This is a genomic window from Paraburkholderia sp. CI3, from assembly GCF_050436505.1.
GTDB lineage: Bacteria > Pseudomonadota > Gammaproteobacteria > Burkholderiales > Burkholderiaceae > Paraburkholderia > Paraburkholderia tuberum.
This window is the reverse complement of the sequence record NZ_JBNDMI010000004.1, coordinates 1,923,795-1,941,137: the sequence shown is the minus strand read 5'-3', so window position 1 is coordinate 1,941,137 and position 17,343 is coordinate 1,923,795. Positions and strand designations below refer to the sequence as shown.

Annotated in this window: 17 protein-coding genes and 2 tRNA genes; 6 read left to right on the top strand and 13 right to left on the bottom strand. The window is 66.2% G+C overall.

Annotation, left to right across the window (positions count from 1 at the left end; translation table 11 throughout):
- Positions 1–48 precede the first annotated feature (48 nt).
- Positions 49–2,244 carry an ATP-dependent helicase gene (locus tag OKW29_RS30285; protein ID WP_429293646.1) on the top strand — a complete coding sequence of 732 codons (2,196 nt, stop codon included), beginning with the start codon at positions 49–51 and terminating at the stop codon, positions 2,242–2,244.
- 89 nt (positions 2,245–2,333) lie between these two features.
- Here OKW29_RS30285 and OKW29_RS30280 read toward each other — a convergent pair whose 3' ends face one another.
- From OKW29_RS30280 to fdxA, 8 genes are all read right to left on the bottom strand, one after another.
- Positions 2,334–3,101 (bottom strand): DUF4088 family protein, encoded by a 768-nt coding sequence (locus OKW29_RS30280; RefSeq protein WP_090801217.1) that lies wholly within the window; start codon positions 3,099–3,101, stop codon positions 2,334–2,336.
- A gap of 335 nt (positions 3,102–3,436) precedes the next feature.
- Positions 3,437–3,760 (bottom strand): AzlD domain-containing protein, encoded by a 324-nt coding sequence (locus OKW29_RS30275; protein WP_429293645.1) that lies wholly within the window; start codon positions 3,758–3,760, stop codon positions 3,437–3,439.
- Positions 3,757–4,518 carry an AzlC family ABC transporter permease gene (locus OKW29_RS30270; RefSeq protein ID WP_429293644.1) on the bottom strand — a complete coding sequence of 254 codons (762 nt, stop codon included), beginning with the start codon at positions 4,516–4,518 and terminating at the stop codon, positions 3,757–3,759. The genes OKW29_RS30275 and OKW29_RS30270 overlap by 4 nt, the downstream gene beginning before the upstream one ends.
- A 179-nt stretch (positions 4,519–4,697) precedes the next feature.
- Positions 4,698–5,540 carry a helix-turn-helix transcriptional regulator gene (locus OKW29_RS30265; RefSeq protein WP_090801211.1) on the bottom strand — a complete coding sequence of 281 codons (843 nt, stop codon included), beginning with the start codon at positions 5,538–5,540 and terminating at the stop codon, positions 4,698–4,700.
- 121 nt (positions 5,541–5,661) lie between these two features.
- A complete protein-coding gene (locus OKW29_RS30260; RefSeq protein WP_429293643.1) occupies positions 5,662–6,138 on the bottom strand; it encodes a CreA family protein in 477 nt (158 codons plus the stop codon).
- Positions 6,139–6,298: 160 nt separating this feature from the next.
- A tRNA-Asn gene (locus OKW29_RS30255) sits at positions 6,299–6,374 on the bottom strand.
- Positions 6,375–6,436: 62 nt separating this feature from the next.
- Positions 6,437–6,512 (bottom strand) — tRNA-Asn (locus OKW29_RS30250).
- Between the two features lie 119 nt (positions 6,513–6,631).
- Positions 6,632–6,955, bottom strand: a complete 324-nt coding sequence (gene fdxA / locus OKW29_RS30245; protein ID WP_090801209.1) for a ferredoxin FdxA — start codon at positions 6,953–6,955, stop codon at positions 6,632–6,634.
- A 291-nt stretch (positions 6,956–7,246) separates the two neighbouring features.
- On the opposite strand from fdxA, the gene pncB reads away from it, so the two are divergent.
- The 5 genes from pncB (at position 7,247) to OKW29_RS30220 (ending at position 13,306) form a co-directional block, all read left to right on the top strand.
- Entirely contained in the window at positions 7,247–8,443 is a 1,197-nt protein-coding gene (gene pncB / locus OKW29_RS30240) for a nicotinate phosphoribosyltransferase (protein WP_184027904.1), read from the top strand.
- Between the two features lie 186 nt (positions 8,444–8,629).
- Positions 8,630–9,292, top strand: a complete 663-nt coding sequence (locus OKW29_RS30235; RefSeq protein ID WP_429293642.1) for a LutC/YkgG family protein — start codon at positions 8,630–8,632, stop codon at positions 9,290–9,292.
- Between the two features lie 139 nt (positions 9,293–9,431).
- Positions 9,432–10,823 (top strand): sodium:proton antiporter, encoded by a 1,392-nt coding sequence (locus OKW29_RS30230; RefSeq protein WP_429294969.1) that lies wholly within the window; start codon positions 9,432–9,434, stop codon positions 10,821–10,823.
- Positions 10,824–10,871: 48 nt separating this feature from the next.
- Positions 10,872–11,861, top strand: coding sequence for a 2-hydroxyacid dehydrogenase (locus tag OKW29_RS30225; RefSeq protein WP_090801203.1), 990 nt, complete (start codon positions 10,872–10,874; stop codon positions 11,859–11,861).
- Positions 11,858–13,306 (top strand): DNA recombination protein RmuC, encoded by a 1,449-nt coding sequence (locus OKW29_RS30220; RefSeq protein ID WP_429293641.1) that lies wholly within the window; start codon positions 11,858–11,860, stop codon positions 13,304–13,306. Before OKW29_RS30225 ends, OKW29_RS30220 begins: the two co-directional genes overlap by 4 nt.
- An 18-nt stretch (positions 13,307–13,324) precedes the next feature.
- On the opposite strand, the gene OKW29_RS30215 is transcribed toward OKW29_RS30220, so the two are convergent.
- The 5 genes from OKW29_RS30215 to moaA all read right to left on the bottom strand — a co-directional run bounded on the left by OKW29_RS30215 (position 13,325) and on the right by moaA (position 17,308).
- A complete protein-coding gene (locus OKW29_RS30215; protein WP_018421300.1) occupies positions 13,325–13,807 on the bottom strand; it encodes a GNAT family N-acetyltransferase in 483 nt (160 codons plus the stop codon).
- Positions 13,807–14,082: a hypothetical protein gene (locus tag OKW29_RS30210; RefSeq protein ID WP_008923126.1), complete on the bottom strand. Its 276-nt coding sequence runs from the start codon at positions 14,080–14,082 to the stop codon at positions 13,807–13,809. Before OKW29_RS30210 ends, OKW29_RS30215 begins: the two co-directional genes overlap by 1 nt.
- 100 nt (positions 14,083–14,182) lie before the next feature.
- Positions 14,183–15,499, bottom strand: a complete 1,317-nt coding sequence (gene moeA / locus OKW29_RS30205) for a molybdopterin molybdotransferase MoeA (RefSeq protein ID WP_429293640.1) — start codon at positions 15,497–15,499, stop codon at positions 14,183–14,185.
- Between the two features lie 61 nt (positions 15,500–15,560).
- Complete coding sequence (mobA, locus tag OKW29_RS30200) at positions 15,561–16,187, bottom strand: molybdenum cofactor guanylyltransferase MobA (protein ID WP_429293639.1); 627 nt, start codon at positions 16,185–16,187, stop codon at positions 15,561–15,563.
- A gap of 11 nt (positions 16,188–16,198) precedes the next feature.
- Positions 16,199–17,308: a GTP 3',8-cyclase MoaA gene (moaA, locus tag OKW29_RS30195; RefSeq protein ID WP_429293638.1), complete on the bottom strand. Its 1,110-nt coding sequence runs from the start codon at positions 17,306–17,308 to the stop codon at positions 16,199–16,201.
- Positions 17,309–17,343: the final 35 nt, after the last annotated feature.

The following is a 17,343-nucleotide window of genomic DNA, read 5'->3' as shown; positions in this document are numbered from 1 at the left end:
CCGGCGGATAGGCGCCCGAAAAAAGGGGCGCTTGTCGCATGAGGTTGTATGGATATACAGTGTGCGTCGCATTCTGAAGATCCATCCAACCCGCGAAACCGATCAGTGTCCACCATCGCCGAATCCGCTCCGTCGTTCGATACCGCCGCCTGGCTAGCGAAGCTCAACGACGCCCAACGCGAAGCCGTCGAATACGGGACCGACACGCCGGACGCGCTGCCCGGCGCGCTGCTCGTGATCGCGGGCGCCGGCTCCGGCAAGACCAACACGCTCGCGCACCGCGTCGCCAATCTGGTGGTGAAGGGTGCCGATCCGCAGCGCATCCTGCTGTTGACCTTCTCGCGCCGCGCGGCGCTCGAAATGATCCGCCGCGTGACCCGCATCGCGGGCGCCGCGGCCGCTACCGTCGGCCCACGCGCCGCGCTCGCGCAAGGGCTCACGTGGGCGGGTACCTTCCATAGTGTCGGCGCGCGGCTGTTGCGCGAATACGCGGATCTGATCGGCCTCGCGCCCGCGTTCACGATCAACGACCGCGAAGACTCCGCCGACCTGATGAACCTCGTGCGCCACGAGCTTGGACTGTCCGCGAAGGAGCGGCGCTTTCCGGCGAAGGGCACCTGCTTCGCGATCTACTCGCGGGTCGTCAACACCGGCTCATCGCTCGGCCAGGTATTGGACCGCGCGTTTCCGTGGTGTCGCGAGTGGGAGGACGATCTGCGCCGGCTGTTCGCCGCATACGTCGACGCCAAACAGAAGCAGAGCGTGCTCGACTACGACGATCTGCTGCTCTACTGGTCGCACATGGCCGCCGAGCCGAGCATCGCGGCCGATCTGTCGGCGCGTTTCGATCATGTTCTGGTCGACGAATACCAGGACACCAACCGCCTGCAGGCGTCGATCCTGCTGGCAATGAAGCCGGACGGCCGTGGCCTGACCGTGGTCGGCGACGACGCGCAGTCGATCTATTCGTTTCGCGGCGCGACGGTGCGCAATATCCTCGACTTTCCCACGCAGTTCGAGCCGCCCGCCAGGCAGGTCACGCTCGAGCGCAACTATCGCTCGACCGAGCCGATTCTCGCCGCGTCGAACGCGGTGATCGAACTCGCGAGCGAGCGCTACACCAAGAATCTGTGGACCGACAAGGCGTCGGCGCAGCGCCCGCGCCTCGTCACGGTCGCCGACGATGCCGCGCAAGCTCGCTACGTCGTCGAGCAGGTGCTCGAGGCGCGCGAGCAGGGCGTGAAGCTGAAGTCGCAGGCGGTATTGTTTCGCGCCGCGCATCACAGCGCCGCGCTCGAGATCGAGCTCACGCGCCGCAACATTCCATTCGTCAAGTTCGGCGGGCTCAAATTTCTCGACTCGGTGCATGTGAAGGACGTGCTCGCCGTGCTGCGCTGGGCCGAGAATCCGCGCGATCGCGTCGCCGGCTTTCGCGTCGTGCAGCTGCTGCCGGGCGTCGGCCCGGCCACCGCGGCGAAGGTGCTCGACGACATCGTCGCGCGCGCGGACGGCGGCGATCCGGTCGCGACCGCGGGCGGTGTGCTGGCCGCGTTTGCCCCGCCCGCGCGCACGCAGGAAGACTGGCATCCGTTCGTCAAGCTGATGTCGGGCGTGTACGGCCGGCAAACGCCGTGGCCCGCCGAGTTCGAGATGGTGCGGCGCTGGTACGAGCCGCATCTGGAGCGCAATCACGAGGACGCCGCGATCCGTCACGCGGACCTGCTGCAGATGGAAAGCATCGCGGGTACGTATCCGTCGCGTGAACGCTTCCTGACCGAATTGACGCTCGATCCGCCCGACGCGACTAGCGACGAATCCGGCGTGCCGCTGATCGACGAGGACTACCTGATCCTGTCGACGATCCATTCGGCGAAGGGTCAGGAGTGGCGCAACGTGTTCGTGCTGAACGGCGTCGACGGCTGCATTCCGTCCGATCTCGGCACCGGCAGCGACGAGGAAATCGACGAGGAGCGGCGCCTGCTTTACGTGGCGATGACGCGCGCGAAGGAAGACCTGCACATCGTCGTGCCGCAGCGCTTTTACGTGCACAACCAGACGCATCTGGGCGACCGCCATGTGTGGGCGTCGCGCACGCGCTTCATCGCCACGCCGATGCTGCCGCTGTTCGACGCCTATGCATGGCCGCGCATTGCGGTGGCGAGCGCGCCGAGCGCGGCGGGGCTCGCCGCGGCCGCGCAGGCGAAGATCGAGATCGCGGCGAAGCTCAGGAAGATGTGGGATTGAGCGGTTAGCACCGCGCGTTGGGATCGACGCGCGGGCAGGGGGCGCGTTTATCCGACGAAGGGACGCGCGCCGCGCGGGTCAGTGGAAGCTCAGCGCGACTGCCGCTGCTGTTGCTGCGCGACCGGAGGCGGCGGCACGAAGAAATTGCGCAGCCATGCCGCGAGCCGCGAGAACACGTCGTACGGCTCCTCGACGAAAATCTCCGGCTTCAAGAGCCGCAGATACTCCATGATCTGCTGCGCTTCCTGCTTCTGGAACGTGCCGTGCGAAATACCTAGCCGCAACAGCCCACGCAGTTCGCCGAGCTTCTCGCGCGCGGTGCTGCCCACGCTCGTCTCGCACGCGACCTTCGCCTCGTAGACGCGCTGGCGCAGCGATTCGACGAGCCGCCATGCCGGCGTCTGCATCACTTCCTCGAGTGCCTGAATGTCCTGCACGGTGCTCTTGATCTGCGAGGCGAGGGGGTCGACCAGCGTCGCGTCGCCTTCCGCCTCCTTGACGATTGCGGCGGCCCAGTCGCGGCATTGCTTGGTGAGCTCCTCGGGCGTCCATTCCGAGCGCGCCGCGAAACCGAAGCCGAACTCGCCCGCCTGCCGCATCAGGATCGACACGACGTCCGGGAATTCCTTGTCGAGCGTGCGTTTGGCCCACGCGTACTGGCCGCCTTGCAGCATCCGCTGTACCGCGTGCTCGGTGAGCGGCACCATGTTGTCGAGCAGCTTGGCGCGTAAGAAATCCTCGAACGACGGCGTCGCGAACTGCGGATCGAGCTTCAGCGAGACCCGTAAAAAGGCCTCGAAGTCCTTGCGCAGCGACGCGACGGTCTCGTCCTTGAGCTTCAGGGTGATTTGACCCATGTGTTATCCCGTTTAATGCGGCCGCGCGCGGCGCGCCGTCGCAAGATCGCCCGGCCGCGCGCGGACCGAGGCGATGCGACGCCGGTTGCCGACGCGCTTGATTCCAGCCTGTTGCCGCGTAACCAGCGGGACGACTCCCGATGAGCGGACCTCGACTGCATATCGGCGGGGTGGCGGGAAACTTGAGGGCGGCCCGGCGACGCGCGGACGCTTTGGAGGGAAGCTTCGGGCAATGGCCCGCTTGGGAGTCGCTTGAACGGGGAGTGCGCGGCCCGCGACGCGGCGAGGTGTCGACGGACCGCTGATGAGTCGATGAGCGTAGAGACAGGGCGCGCTTACTTCAGCACCACGCACTGCCAGACGAAGAACACGCCTAGACCGACTGCGATCGTCAGCAGCGGCCGGCGCGTCAGCGCGCTAACGACGATCGCGGCGAGCGCGCCGACCAGCTGCGGATTGCGCCAGCTCAGCTCGGCGTTGTTGCCGTGCGGTGACACGGCCATCGGGACGATGATCGCGGTCAGCACGGTGACCGGCACGAAGCTAAGCGCGGTGCGCAGAAGCGGCGGGAACACGAGCCGGTCGCCGAGCACGAACACGGCCGCGCGGATCAACCACGTAATCGCGGCCATGCCGACGATCAGAACGACGTAGTTCATCGCGTGGCCTCCACGGGACGGCGCGCGCCACGCAGGTTCAGGCGCGACATCGACAGCAGCACGCCGACCGCGACTCCCGCGAACACTGCGCCGAGCAGGCCGAGCTTGTACGGCCACGCCTGCCAGAAAAACGCCAGCGTGCCGGCGGTGACGGCCGCCGCGATATAGCGCAGCGCGACCAGCTGCGGCACGACGATCGCAATGAACGTCGCCACCATCGCAAAGTCGAGACCGAGCGACTGCAGGCCAGGGAAGGCCGAGCCGAACAGCAGGCCGGCGACGGTCCATAGCTGCCAGTTCAGATACATCGCGACGCCGGCGCCGAAGAAGTAGTACGGGCCGACCGTGCCCGGCTCGCGATGCCGGTAATGCTCCCACGCGACCGCGAAGACTTCGTCGGTGAGCAGCGCGCCGAGCGCCCAACGCCAGCGCTTCGGCAGATGCGCGACGTGCGGTGCGAGCGTCGCGCTATACAGCACGTGACGCAGATTGACGACGAGCGTGGTCGCCCAGATCACGGCGAAGCTCGCATGCCCGGCGATCAGCCCGAGCGCGATGAACTGCGCGGAGCCCGCGAAAACGACGAGCGACATCAACTGGCCGTGCCACAGATGCAGCGGGCTGGAGGTCACGAGCGTGCCGAAAATGACGCCGAACGGCGCGGCGCCGACCATCATCGGGATGATGTCGCGCGCGCCGGCGGCGAATTCTTTGAGATGGCCGCCCCGGGTGGGCTGGCCTTGGGTGGAATCGGTCAATCTAAGCCTCCTTGATGTCGGAAGCATAGCGGCTGACCGGCGTTCGGACTTGTACGTTCTTGCGGCGGGTTGCCGATGGGGTGCTACGGCGTAGCGGGGGGATGGCTGATGACGGGCTGACGGATTGCGGCGGCACGCTCACGGCGCGCGGGTGCAGGCGCCGGCGGTGCCGCATCGCGTTACGAACCGCGCTGCGTTCCTTGCCATTGGCCCGGCGGCACGCCGAACATGCGCCGGAAATGCCGCGTGAAATGGCTCTGATCGGTGAAGCCGCTCGCGGCGGCGACGTCGGTCACCGGGACGCCGGCGCGCAACGGCGCGAGCGCGCGCTGCAGGCGCACCTGATTGCGCCACGCGTGGGGCGGCAGGCCGGTCGATTGGGTGAATAGCCGCGCCGCGTGGAACGGCGACAGACCCGCTGCCTTCGCGACCTCGGCGAGCGTCACCGGCTCGACGAGGTCGCCGGTCAGACGCTCCTGCATCAGTGCGACGCGAGTGTCGTCGGTGGCGACGCGAGCGGCGGCGGGGCGCGTCCGCGCATAGCGGACCAGCAACGTGGACAGCGCGTCCAGCATCGCGGTTTCGGCGGCGAGCGCGTCGTCGCCGGCTTCGAGCAGACGGTGGGCGTGCGCGAGCCGCGTCGCGAGATCGGAATCGCGGATCACGCCGGGCGCGAACCACGGTAAGGCCTGCGGCTTGCCGGCGACTTCGTCGGCCAGCGCGCAGAGGAACCCGACCGGCGCATACATCACGCGATACCGCCAGCCCGCCTCGACCGCCTTCGACCCCGTATGCAACTCGCCCGGGTTGATGACCGGCACGCTGCCCGCTTCGGCGACATGGTGCTCGCCGCTATACCGATAGCATTCCGCACCCGCGACGATCACCGGGATCGTGTAGGCGTCGTGCCAGTGCGGCGCGAACTCGTGATCGTGATATTCGGCGGTGAGCAGATCCGCGCCGGGCAGTAGCGGCGTGCGCCAGTAGCGGGCGGAATCGCGGAAACGAGGGGTGGCGGTCATGACGAAAGTCTGGCTGGACCGGTCAGTTTAACGCGTCGTTGTCGGGTACGGCGGCGGGTGCGCAGCGCCGCGCCGCGTGCCCTTGGTGCCGTCAATTGCCGGTACTTGTCCTGACTTGCCCTTACTTGACCGGAATCGTCGTGCCAGTGGGCATCGGCACGGCGCTCACGCTGTTTTTCGCGCTGCCGCTGACGACGCGGTCGCTGTAGGTCAGATAGACCAGGGCGTTGCGCTTCGTGTCGACCACGCGCACCACGTGCAGCGACTTGAAGATCAGCGACATGCTGACCGAGAACACGTCGTCCTTCTGCTTGACGGGGCCGGTGAAATGCAACTCCCCGACCTGGCGGCACGCGATCGACGCCTCGGTCGGATCTTCGGCGATGCCGAGCGTGCCTTTGACGCCGCCCGTCCGCGCCCGCGACACGTAGCAGGTGACGCCTTGCACGATGGGATCGTCATAGGCCTCCACGACCACGCGGTCGGAGCCGGTAACGTGAAAATTCGTATTGACGCTGGCGATTTCTTCGCCGCGCGCCGAAGAAAGCAGCAGGGCGCCGGCGGCCGCGAGCGCGATGCGTAGCGAGGTGGATTTCATGAGCGTGCCGGTTGAGTGTCTGGAGTGGGCCAGCGCCAGAGCGAGGCGAAACGTGCGCCGTGAAGTCGCCATCGTATAACGGCGCGCGGCGCGCGTGAGGCTGTCCAATCGTGGCACAAAAACAAAAAGGCCCGCATGGATGCGGGCCTTTCAAATTTTTTGGCTCCTCGACCTGGGCTCGAACCAGGGACCTACGGATTAACAGTCCGGCGCTCTACCGACTGAGCTATCGAGGAACAGCAGTACAACTTGATCTACATAAAAAAACCCGTCTTGATTAACGGGCTTTTGCAATTCTTGGCTCCTCGACCTGGGCTCGAACCAGGGACCTACGGATTAACAGTCCGGCGCTCTACCGACTGAGCTATCGAGGAACAGAACAACAACAGCAGAGAAGCGAAATTGTAGAGGCAGCTGAAACGTCTGTCAATACCTCGGCGTTCATCCTGATACTGAGTCTGAACGGCCAAGGCAGGTGACAGGCGGCTCGCGCTCAGCGCGCGAGCAGCGCGAGCTTTTCCTTCACATCCTTGAATTCCTCGGCTTCCGGCAGCGGTGCCTTGGTCTTCGTGATGCTCGGCCACGCTTTCGCCAGGTCGGCGTTCAGCGCGATGAAGTCCTGCTGGTCGCCCGGCACGTCTTCTTCGGCATAGATGGCGTTCACCGGGCACTCGGCCACGCACACGGCGCAGTCGATGCATTCATCGGGATCGATCGCGAGGAAGTTGGGACCTTCGCGAAAGCAGTCCACCGGGCACACATCGACGCAGTCGGTATAGCGGCACTTGATGCAGCTTTCGGTCACAACGTGAGTCATTCAGGCAGCTCCTGCATGCGGAATCGGGGAGGGCGCGGACGCCAAAAGAACTATTGTAACGTAACGTCAACAGGCGCATAAAGCATCGGGCCGTGCGTCTTATATGTTTTTGTGATTAGTTTATGGGGTGCCGCGAGCGGCCGCGGAATGGCGGCGAAGGCCCGGTGGCACGCTGGATGCGGACGCATTCGGGTAACATGCATCAGGTTGGCGCGCCGCTCGGCTCAGCGCGTCCGTTGCAAGGGTGCAGTGAGCCCTTTTCGTTTTTTCAGCGGTCCAGTTCGTACCATCATGATTATTACTTCGCTGCTCGATACCGATCTGTACAAGTTCACGATGATGCAGGTGGTGTTGCATCACTTCCCCGCCGCCAACGTGGAGTACCGCTTCCGCTGCCGCACGCCGAACGTCGATCTGGTGCCGTACATCGACGAGATTCGCGACGAAGTGCGCAAGCTCTGCGAACTGCGTTTCACCGACGACGAACTCGACTACCTGCGCCGCATGCGCTTCATCAAGGGCGACTTCATCGAGTTCCTCGCGTTGTTCCATCTGAACGAGAAGTACATTTCGATCACGCCGTCGCCGAAGGGCAATGGCGAAATCGACATCGACATCAAGGGGCCGTGGCTGCATACGATCCTCTTCGAAATTCCGGTGCTCGCGATCGTCAACGAAGTCTATTTCCGCAACACCCAGCAAACGCCCGACTATCACGTAGGCCGTGGCCGTCTGCTCGACAAAATTCAACTGCTCGGCGCTCGTCCGGAGTTCGCCGACTGCAAGATCGCCGATTACGGCACGCGCCGCCGCTTCTCGAAGCAGTGGCACGAGGAAGTGATCCTCACGCTGAAGGACGGTCTCGGCGAGCAGTTCGCCGGCACGAGCAACGTCTTCTACGCGATGAAGCACAGCCTGACACCGCTCGGCACGATGGCGCACGAGTACCTGCAGGCTTGCCAGGCGCTCGGTCCGCGGCTGCGCGACTCGCAGATCTTCGGCTTCGAGATGTGGGCGAAGGAATATCGCGGCGACCTCGGGATCGCGCTCTCCGACGTGTACGGCATGCAGGCGTTCCTGCGCGACTTCGACATGTACTTCTGCAAACTGTTCGACGGTGCTCGCCACGATTCCGGCGACCCATTCGACTGGGGCGAGCGCCTGCTCAAACACTACGAGGCGAATCGTTGCGACCCGCGCACCAAGGTCCTCGTGTTCTCCGACGCGCTCGACATCCCGAAGGTGCTGCAGCTATACGAGCGCTTCCGCGGCCGCTGCAAGCTCGCGTTCGGCGTGGGCACCAATCTGACCAACGACCTCGGCTACAACCCGCTGCAGATCGTGATCAAGATGGTTCGTTGCAACGGTCAGCCGGTCGCGAAATTGTCGGACTCGCCGGGCAAGAACATGTGCGAGGACAAGGCGTATCTCGCGTATCTGCGCCAGGTGTTCGGCATCGCGCAGCCGGAAGAAGAGGCGGCCAGGTAGCGCGCTTTGCGGACTGCTTTTCGGTTCATCGCCTGATCATGATCTGCTCGCGTTCGGGGGCACGGCGAACAGTGTCGCCGCGCTATCGACTGGCGGTAATATGCCGTTCGGCCAGGGTGTTTGCGCGGAGCGCGGCCGGTATAATCCTCGCCATATCGCACGGCCGTCGACACGAGGATTTCGCCCATGGACACATCGATTGCCCGCCGCAACATCCTGGCGCGCATCCGCGCCGCGCAAGGGCGCGAGCCCGAACCGAGCGCCGCCGAGCGCGAAGCCGCGGCGGACTATCTCGCGCGTCATCCGGTCGGCCCGCGTCCGGACATGCCCACCGATCTGCGCGCGCGCTTCATCGAGGAAGCGCAGAAAATGGCGAGTACTGTCGACACCGTTCAAACCTTCGCCGATGTACCCGCCGCCGCGCATCGCTATCTGACGCAACACGGTTTGCCGTTGCAGGCCATCGCGTGGCAAACGCTGCGCGATCTGCCGTGGGCCGCAGCCGGCCTCGCCGTCGAATTTCGCAAACCGCAAGACAATGACGTGGTCGGTCTCACCGGCTGTTTCTGCGCGACCGCGGAGACCGGCACGCTCGTGTTGCTGTCCGGTCCCGAGACGTATGCGTCGGCCGGGCTGCTGCCGGAGACGCACATCGCGATCGTGCCGGGCTCGCGGATCGTCGCGAGTCATGAAGAGGCGTTCGACCTGATCCGCAAGGAACGCGGCGAACTGCCGCGCGCGGTCAATTTCGTGTCGGGACCATCGCGCACCGGCGACATCGAGCAGACCATCGTGCTGGGCGCGCACGGCCCCTACCGGGTGCATGCGATCGTCGTGCAGGATGCTTGAACGCGTCGCGCGGCGGCGTGCCAGCGCATACGCGACACACGCGTTATCTGTCGTGCGTGCGGTTGCAAGCCGTCGCGCGGCCTGTATCGGCATGAATTCGCAGGCGGGCCGCGCGGGCCGGTGGCTCGCCGTTGCGTCGATGCTTGCGCTGTGCTCGCCGTCCGTGCAGGCTGAGACGCTCCTCGACGGCGCGCGCTTGTCGGCGTTGTGGGGCTTGCCCTTCGCGGGTGTGCTGCTGTCGATCGCGATCGTTCCGCTGATCGCGCCAGCCCTCTGGCATCACCACTTCGGCAAGATCGCCGCGGCGTGGGCGCTCGCGTTCATCGTGCCGTTTGCCGTGAGCTTCGGCGCGAGCGCGGCGCTCGGCGCACTCGCGCATGCCATGCTCGACGAGTACATCCCGTTCATCATCCTGCTGAGCGCGCTCTATACCGTCGCGGGCGGGATCTGCGTGCGCGGCAACCTGCATGGCACACCGCGGCTGAACACCGCGATTCTCGCGCTCGGCACCTCGCTCGCGAGCGTGATGGGTACGACCGGCGCGGCGATGCTGCTGATCCGCCCGTTGCTGCGCGCAAACGACAATCGCCGCCACGTGACCCACGTGGTCGTGTTCTTCATCTTCCTCGTCGCGAACGTCGGTGGCTCGCTGTCGCCGCTCGGCGACCCGCCGTTGTTCCTCGGTTTTCTCGAAGGCGTGAGCTTTTTCTGGACCACTACGCATCTCGCGCCCCCGATGCTGTTCGTGAGCGGCATGCTACTTGCCGTTTTCTATGCACTCGACTCGTACTACTTTCACCAGCGCGAGGAAGTGCGTTCGGCTTTCCTCGATCCGACGCCCGACGGCGCGCCGCTCGGCATCGACGGCAAGATCAATTTCGTGCTGCTCGCCGCGGTGATCGCGCTCGTGTTGATGAGCGGACTGTGGCGCCCGCAAATCACATTCGACGTGCTCGGCACGCACGTGGCGTTTCAAAACATCGTGCGCGACGCCGCGCTGATCGTGGTCACGCTGCTATCGCTCGCGTGGACACCGCGCGCGGCCCGCGCGGGCAACGACTTCAAGTGGGCGCCGATCGAGGAAGTCGCCAAACTGTTCGCCGGCATCTTCGTGACGATCGTGCCGGTCATCATGATCCTGCGCGCGGGAGAAGCCGGCGCGTTCGCGGGCATCGTCCATCTGGTCAATGATCCGTCAGGCGAGCCTCGCGACATCATGTACTTCTGGGCGACCGGCCTGCTATCTTCGTTTCTCGACAACGCGCCGACCTACCTCGTGTTCTTCAACCTGGCCGGCGGCGATGCGCAGACCTTGATGACCGCCGGCGCGACCACGCTCGCGGCGATTTCGGCCGGCGCCGTGTTCATGGGCGCGAACACCTACATCGGCAACGCGCCGAACTTCATGGTGAAGGCGATCGCGCAATCGCGCGGTGTGCGCATGCCGAGCTTTTTTGCGTATCTGGGCTGGTCCGGCGCGGTGCTGGTGCCGTTGTTCGCGCTGACCGGCTGGCTCTTTTTTGAACGCTGACTCTGCAACGCCGAGACTATCCCTCGACGTGCGATACGGAGACTTGCATTGCAGAAAATCCTCGTTGCCCGTTCGATCTTTCCCGACGTGATCGACCGGCTCAAGCAGTACTTCGACGTCGACTGGAACGAGGGCGACGTGTTGCCCGCCGACGAACTGAAGCGCCGTCTCGCGGACAAGGACGGCGCGCTGACGGCCGGCGAGATGATCGACGCGGGCGTGCTCGCCGCGGCGCCGCGTCTGCGCGTCGTGTCGAACATGGCGGTCGGCTACAACAACTTCGACATGGCCGCGTTCAACGCGGCGAACGTACTCGGCACCAACACGCCGGACGTGCTGAACGAATCGACCGCCGATTTCGGCTGGGCGCTAATGATGGCCGCCGCGCGCCGCATCGCCGAATCGGAGCACTGGCTGCGCGCCGGACATTGGCAGAAGTGGAGCTACGATGGCTTCCTCGGCAGCGACCTATACGGTTCGACGCTCGGCGTGATCGGCATGGGCCGCATCGGCCAGGCGCTCGCGCGGCGCGCGCAGGGCTTCAACATGCGGGTCATCTATCACAATCGCTCGCGCGTCGCGCCGCAAATCGAGGCCGAGCTGAACGCGGAGTACGTGTCGAAAGAGGATCTGCTGCGGCGCGCCGACCACGTCGTGCTGGTGCTGCCGTACAACAAAGGCAACCACCACACGATCGGCGCGGCCGAACTGGCGCTGATGAAGCCGAGCGCGACGCTCACCAACATCGCGCGCGGCGGCATCGTCGACGATGCGGCGTTGGCCGACGCGCTGCGTGACAGGCGCATCGCGGCGGCCGGTCTGGATGTGTTCGAAGGCGAGCCGCAGCTGCACCCGGCGCTGCTGAACGTGCCGAACGTCGTGCTGACGCCGCACATCGCGAGCGCGACCGAAACCACGCGCCGCGCCATGGCGAATCTCGCCGCGGACAACCTGATCGCCGGCCTCGGCGCAGGACCGCGCGCCGGTCAGCCGCCGAATCCGATCAACCCCGACGTGATCGGCAAGGCGCGTTCATGACAATGATTCTGGTGGCGGCCGTCGCGGTGCTGGCGGTTGCCCTCGTGATCGCACTGGCCTTGCTGCTACGCGGTCACGACCGCACGGAGCAGCGCGAACAGTTCGAGATGCTGAACGAACGCGTCGATGCCGTCGTCGACGCGCAGGCGCATACCGCCGAGCGGCTCGAGCGGCAACTGCGCAACGACATCGCCGAGACCGCGCGCGTGTCGCGCTCCGAGCAAAGCAGCGGCTTCGCGCATTTTCAGCAGACGCTCGCCGCGCAGTTCAGCAGCATGACGACGGTGCAGGGCGGCAAGATCGACGGCTTCGCGCAACAGCTCGACGCCGTGCGTCACAGCCTGCAGGCGCAGGCGCAGCAGGCGCGCGACGAGCAGGGCCGCTCGCTGAAGCAGTTCGGCGACACGCTGAGCCTGCAACTCGGCCAACTAACCGAGGCGAACGACCGGCGCTTCGCCGAAGTGCGCGCGACGATCGAGCAGCGCCTGAAGGACATCGAGGCGAACAACGCGACCCGGCTCGAGGAAATGCGCCGCACCGTGGACGAAAAACTGCACGCAACGCTTGAGCAGCGTCTCGGCGAGTCGTTCAAGCTCGTGTCCGACCGGCTCGAACAGGTGCATCGCGGCCTCGGTGAAATGCAGACGCTGGCGGCCGGCGTCGGCGATCTGAAGCGCGTGCTGACCAACGTGAAGACGCGCGGCACGTGGGGTGAAGTGCAGCTCGAAGCCTTGCTCGAACAACTGCTGACCGTCGATCAATACGCGAAGAACGTCGCGACGGTGCCGAAGAGCGCCGATCGCGTGGAGTTCGCGATTCGTCTGCCGGGGCGGCCGGAGCCCGGCGGCGCGAATACGCCGGTATGGCTGCCGATCGACGCCAAATTCCCGCGCGAGGACTACGAGCGGCTGATCGAAGCGCAGGAGCGCGCCGATCCGGTCGCGGTCGAGGAAGCATCGCGCGCGCTCGAAGTGCGAATTCGCGCGGAGGCGCGCACGATCGCGGAGAAGTACGTGGCGCCGCCGCATACGACCGACTTCGCGCTGCTGTTCCTGCCGACCGAAGGCCTGTACGCGGAAGTGCTGCGCCGACCGGGACTCACGGATCTGCTGCAGCGGGACTATCGCGTGACGATTGCGGGGCCGACCACGCTGACCGCGTTGCTTAATAGTCTGCAGATGGGTTTCCGCACGCTCGCGATCGAAAAGCGTTCGAGCGAGGTGTGGCAGGTACTCGGCGCGGTGAAGACGGAGTTCGGCAAATTCGGCGACGTGCTCGCGAAGACCAAGGCGCAGCTCGAAACCGTCACGCGTTCGATCGAGGCCGCGGAAACGCGCACGCGCATGATGAACCGCAAGCTGCGCGACGTCGAGGCGTTACCGGGCGACGAGGCGAGCGGGTTGCTCGGCGATGCGCTGTCGAATGCGGAGCCTGATGAGCAATGAGGGGCGAGGCGCTGGAATTCAGGCCCTTGCAGCCAGCCGCGCCAGCGCATCGCCCGTCACGCGCACGACGCGCCAGTCCGGCAACACCGTCGCCCCCATCTTCTGATAGAAGCTGATCGCCGGCTGATTCCAGTCGAGCACGGTCCACTCGAAGCGCGCGCATTGCCGCTCCACCGCCAGCGCCGCGACGTGTCGCAGAAGCGCGGTGCCGAGCCCGCTGCCCCGCTGCGCGGGCTGCACGTAGACGTCTTCGAGATAGAGCCCGCGGCGGCCCGCGAAGCTCGAAAAATTGTGGAAGAACAGTGCATAGCCCACGATGCTCCCCGCGTCTTCGGCAACCAGCGCTTCGATCGACGGCCGCGCGCCGAACAGCGCGTCGCGCAGGCTATCTTCCGTCGCGACGAAGATGTGCGTGAGGTTCTCGAACTGCGCGAGTTCGTAGGTGAGCGCGAAGATCGCGCCGGTATCCGCGGGCTTGGCGGCGCGGATCGTCGCGGGCATTACGCTTCTTCCGGTGCGTCGGCCAGATGGATTTCGATACCACCGAAGCGCGACGCGACCCAGTTGTAGGCGTGGCAGGCGATCCACAACAGCACGAAGCCGAGGATCGCGTTCAGCAGCAGCGCGCTGAACACCGTGCTCAGCTCGACCGAGCCATAGCGCACGAATGCGACCACCACGCCGAGCAGCACGATCGGCACCGAGAACGTCAGATACACGAGGATCAGCGCTTTGGCCGTCTGTCCTGGTGCGATGAACGAGATCTGTTTTTTCATGTAAGTCAAACCCGTGTGTCGTAGTAGCGATAGTGGGTGGAGTGTCGATGAAGTGCTGCTGTGGTGCCGATGTCGTGCGATCGATGCGCCGCCTGGAACGTCAGATGAGACCGTCGAACAGCATGATCGACACGCGATCGCCGACGTCGATGTCGCCCTCGTCGTGGCCGAGCACGATGAAGCAGTTCGCTTCGCTCATCGAGCTCAGCACGCCTGAGCTTTGCGACCCGGTCGGGCTCACGTGCCAGTGTCCGTGCGCGTCCTGTTCGGCGATGCCGCGCTGGAATTCGGTGCGGCCTGCGCGCTTGCCCACCGCCACGCGGCTCGTCGCGTGAATCACCGGCCGCGGCCGCGGCGTCGCGCCGGCCATCAGCAGCAGCGCTTCGCGCACGATCTGATAGAACGTCACCATCACGGCGACCGGGTTGCCGGGCAGGCCGAAGAATAGCGCAGGTTTGCCGTGCCCGGGCTGTGCGCCAGACCACAGGCGGCCGAACGCGAGCGGCCGGCCGGGGCGCATCGCGAGACTCCAGAAGGCGACGTCGCCGAAGGTCTGTAGCAGCTGCTTCGTGAAGTCCGCTTCGCCCACCGACACGCCGCCCGAAGTCAGCACCACGTCGGCGTTGGCCGCGGCACTGCGCAGCGCGGCTTCGAGCGCGGCCGGCTCGTCACGCACGACGCCGAGATCGAGCGCGTCGATGTTCAGGTGCCGCAGCATCGCAAACAGCGTGTAGCGGTTGCTGTCGTAGACCGAGCCCGCGTCGAGCGGCTCGCCGAGCGAGCGCAGTTCGTCGCCGGTCGAGAAGAACGCGACGCGCAAACGCCGCCGCACGCTGACTTCGCCAATGCCTAGCGACGCGAGCAGGCCGAGGTCCGACGCGCGCACGATGCGGCCGGCATGCAGCGCGACGTGGCCGCGCGCGAGGTCTTCGCCGGCGCGGCGGCGGTTCGCGCCCGCCGCCACCGCGCTGGCGGCGAAGCGGATCGACGTGGAATCCGCGCCGTCGCGCTCCACCTGTTCCTGCAGCACGACGGTGTCGCAACCGGCGGGCATGCAGGCGCCCGTCATCACGCGCACGCACTGGTTCGCCGAGACGCGGCCCGTGAACGGATGACCGGCGAGCGCCTTGCCGGCGACCGTCAGCTCGACGCTGTCCGCGCCGCCTCGCATAGCGGCCGCGAGCGCCGCGTGATTGAATGCGTAGCCGTCCATCGCGGAGTTGTCGTGCGCGGGCACGTCGATCGGCGACACGATGTCGGCGGCTAGCACGCGGTCGAGTGCATCGCGCAACGCCAGGCGCTCGACGGCCGCGACCGGCGTCGCCCACTGCCGGACGATCGCCTGAGCGGCCGGGACGGGTAGCGCATGAGGATCGTACTGCGCGACGCAGCGGGAAAAGTCGTTGAGCGTGGTCATGAATGGCTGGGCGTCGCGACCGGTGACGGGCGCGGCTGTTGCCGTGCGGCCGGAGCGGATGTCAGCCGGGGCCCCGATTGCGTTCGAGGTCGGCGAGTTCTTGTAACGAGTTGGCATTGTAGAACGCGCGCTCGTCGGCAAAGACGACTTCGACCGTCTTGTGGCGCGCGTACCACGCGCGGACCTTGCGCTCGCCGGAGGCCAGAAACGCGGCCAGGTCGTCCGCGACGGCGGTGCGCATCAGTGCGAATACCGGGTGCAGGGAGGTTTCTCCACCGGAGTCGACGGTGGTGACCGTTGCGATGTCGGCGTGGTTCGCGTCGAGCGCATCCGCGAGGCGCGCGGCGAGGTCGGCCGGTAGCCACGGCGAATCGCAGGGCGCGCTCAGCAGGTACGCCGTGCCGGCGGCGCGCAGTCCGGCGAGCATGCCGGCGAGCGGGCCGGGAAAGTCGGGGAGGGTGTCGGCGACGAGCGTTGCGCGATATGGCGCGCCGAGCGCCGCGTAGGTGTCGGGATGGCGGTTCGCGCTGATCATCAGCGGGCCGGTCTGCGGCGCGAGGCGCCGCAGCACGTGAGCGGCGAGCGGTTCGCCGTGCAGCGGCTGCAACCCCTTGTCGACGCCGCCCATGCGCGTGCCGCGCCCCCCCGCGAGCACGAGGCCAGTGATCTGTTCGCGGGGGATGGGCATGCGTCGGCCGCTCAGCCGCCGATGTAGGACATTTCGACGCGACGCTTGGCCGGCTCGCCCTGATCGGCCGGCTGGCTGCCGCGCAGCTGCGAGTAGCGGTCGCCGCGGCCCTGCCAGATTTCGGCGATGGCGGTGGCGATTCCGGCATCGCTCGCACCGCCGCGCAACAGCGCGCGCAGGTCATGTCCGGTCGATGCGAACAGGCACAGGTATAGCTTGCCCTCGGTCGACAAACGCGCGCGCGTGCAATTGCCGCAGAACGCGCGGGTGACGCTCGAAATGACGCCGATCTCGCCGCCGCCGTCGACATAACCCCAGCGTTGCGCAGTTTCGGCGGCGCTGTGCGCTTCGAGCGGCACCAGCGGGAAATGCTCGGCGATGCGCGTGACGACCTCGGCGGAAGGCAGCACTTCGGTCATGTTCCAGCCGTTCGAGGTGCCGACGTCCATGTACTCGATGAAGCGCAGCACCGCGCCCGTGCCTTTGAAATGACGCGCCATGGGGACGATTTCGCCGTCGTTGGTACCGCGTTTGACGACCATGTTGACTTTGACCGGCGCGAGCCCGACCGCGTGCGCGGCGGCGATGCCATCGAGCACGTCGGCGACCGCGAAGTCGGCGTCGTTCATGCGGCGGAACAGCGCGTCGTCGAGCGCATCGAGGCTGACGGTCACGCGGGTGAGGCCGGCGTCCTTCAGGCTGCGCGCCTTGCGCGCGAGCAGCGAGCCGTTGGTGGTCAGCGTGAGATCGAGCGGACGGCCCGCAGGCGTGGTCAACTGGGCGAGCCGGTCGACCAGGAATTCGAGGTTTTTGCGCAGTAACGGTTCGCCGCCGGTCAGGCGAATTTTCTCGACGCCATGCGCGACGAACAACTGCGCGAGCCGCTCGATCTCCTCGAAACTCAACAACGCGCTGTGCGGCAGGAAAGCATAGTCCTTGTCGAACACTGCGCGCGGCATGCAATACACGCAGCGGAAGTTGCAGCGGTCCGTCACCGAGATGCGCAGATCGTGCAGCGGACGCGCGAGCGCATCGTGCAGCACGCCGCTAGGTGTTTGCACTGGGCCGGTGATGACCGGCGCCGCGCTGAGATCGGCAACAGGGATGATGCGTCGTGACATGAAATGCTTCGTCAGGTGCTTTAACGGACGGGGAT

What these genes read in the sequence shown, in the direction of transcription:
- OKW29_RS30285 (WP_429293646.1), top strand. Translation starts at nt 49, where the DNA reads ATGGATATACAGTGTGCGTCGCATTCTGAAGATCCATCCAACCCGCGA.
- OKW29_RS30280 (WP_090801217.1), bottom strand. Translation starts at nt 3,101, where the DNA reads ATGGGTCAAATCACCCTGAAGCTCAAGGACGAGACCGTCGCGTCGCTG.
- OKW29_RS30275 (WP_429293645.1), bottom strand. Translation starts at nt 3,760, where the DNA reads ATGAACTACGTCGTTCTGATCGTCGGCATGGCCGCGATTACGTGGTTG.
- OKW29_RS30265 (WP_090801211.1), bottom strand. Translation starts at nt 5,540, where the DNA reads ATGACCGCCACCCCTCGTTTCCGCGATTCCGCCCGCTACTGGCGCACG.
- OKW29_RS30260 (WP_429293643.1), bottom strand. Translation starts at nt 6,138, where the DNA reads ATGAAATCCACCTCGCTACGCATCGCGCTCGCGGCCGCCGGCGCCCTG.
- fdxA (WP_090801209.1), bottom strand. Translation starts at nt 6,955, where the DNA reads ATGACTCACGTTGTGACCGAAAGCTGCATCAAGTGCCGCTATACCGAC.
- pncB (WP_184027904.1), top strand. Translation starts at nt 7,247, where the DNA reads ATGATTATTACTTCGCTGCTCGATACCGATCTGTACAAGTTCACGATG.
- OKW29_RS30235 (WP_429293642.1), top strand. Translation starts at nt 8,630, where the DNA reads ATGGACACATCGATTGCCCGCCGCAACATCCTGGCGCGCATCCGCGCC.
- OKW29_RS30230 (WP_429294969.1), top strand. Translation starts at nt 9,432, where the DNA reads ATGCTTGCGCTGTGCTCGCCGTCCGTGCAGGCTGAGACGCTCCTCGAC.
- OKW29_RS30220 (WP_429293641.1), top strand. Translation starts at nt 11,858, where the DNA reads ATGACAATGATTCTGGTGGCGGCCGTCGCGGTGCTGGCGGTTGCCCTC.
- OKW29_RS30215 (WP_018421300.1), bottom strand. Translation starts at nt 13,807, where the DNA reads ATGCCCGCGACGATCCGCGCCGCCAAGCCCGCGGATACCGGCGCGATC.
- OKW29_RS30210 (WP_008923126.1), bottom strand. Translation starts at nt 14,082, where the DNA reads ATGAAAAAACAGATCTCGTTCATCGCACCAGGACAGACGGCCAAAGCG.
- moeA (WP_429293640.1), bottom strand. Translation starts at nt 15,499, where the DNA reads ATGACCACGCTCAACGACTTTTCCCGCTGCGTCGCGCAGTACGATCCT.
- mobA (WP_429293639.1), bottom strand. Translation starts at nt 16,187, where the DNA reads ATGCCCATCCCCCGCGAACAGATCACTGGCCTCGTGCTCGCGGGGGGG.
- moaA (WP_429293638.1), bottom strand. Translation starts at nt 17,308, where the DNA reads ATGTCACGACGCATCATCCCTGTTGCCGATCTCAGCGCGGCGCCGGTC.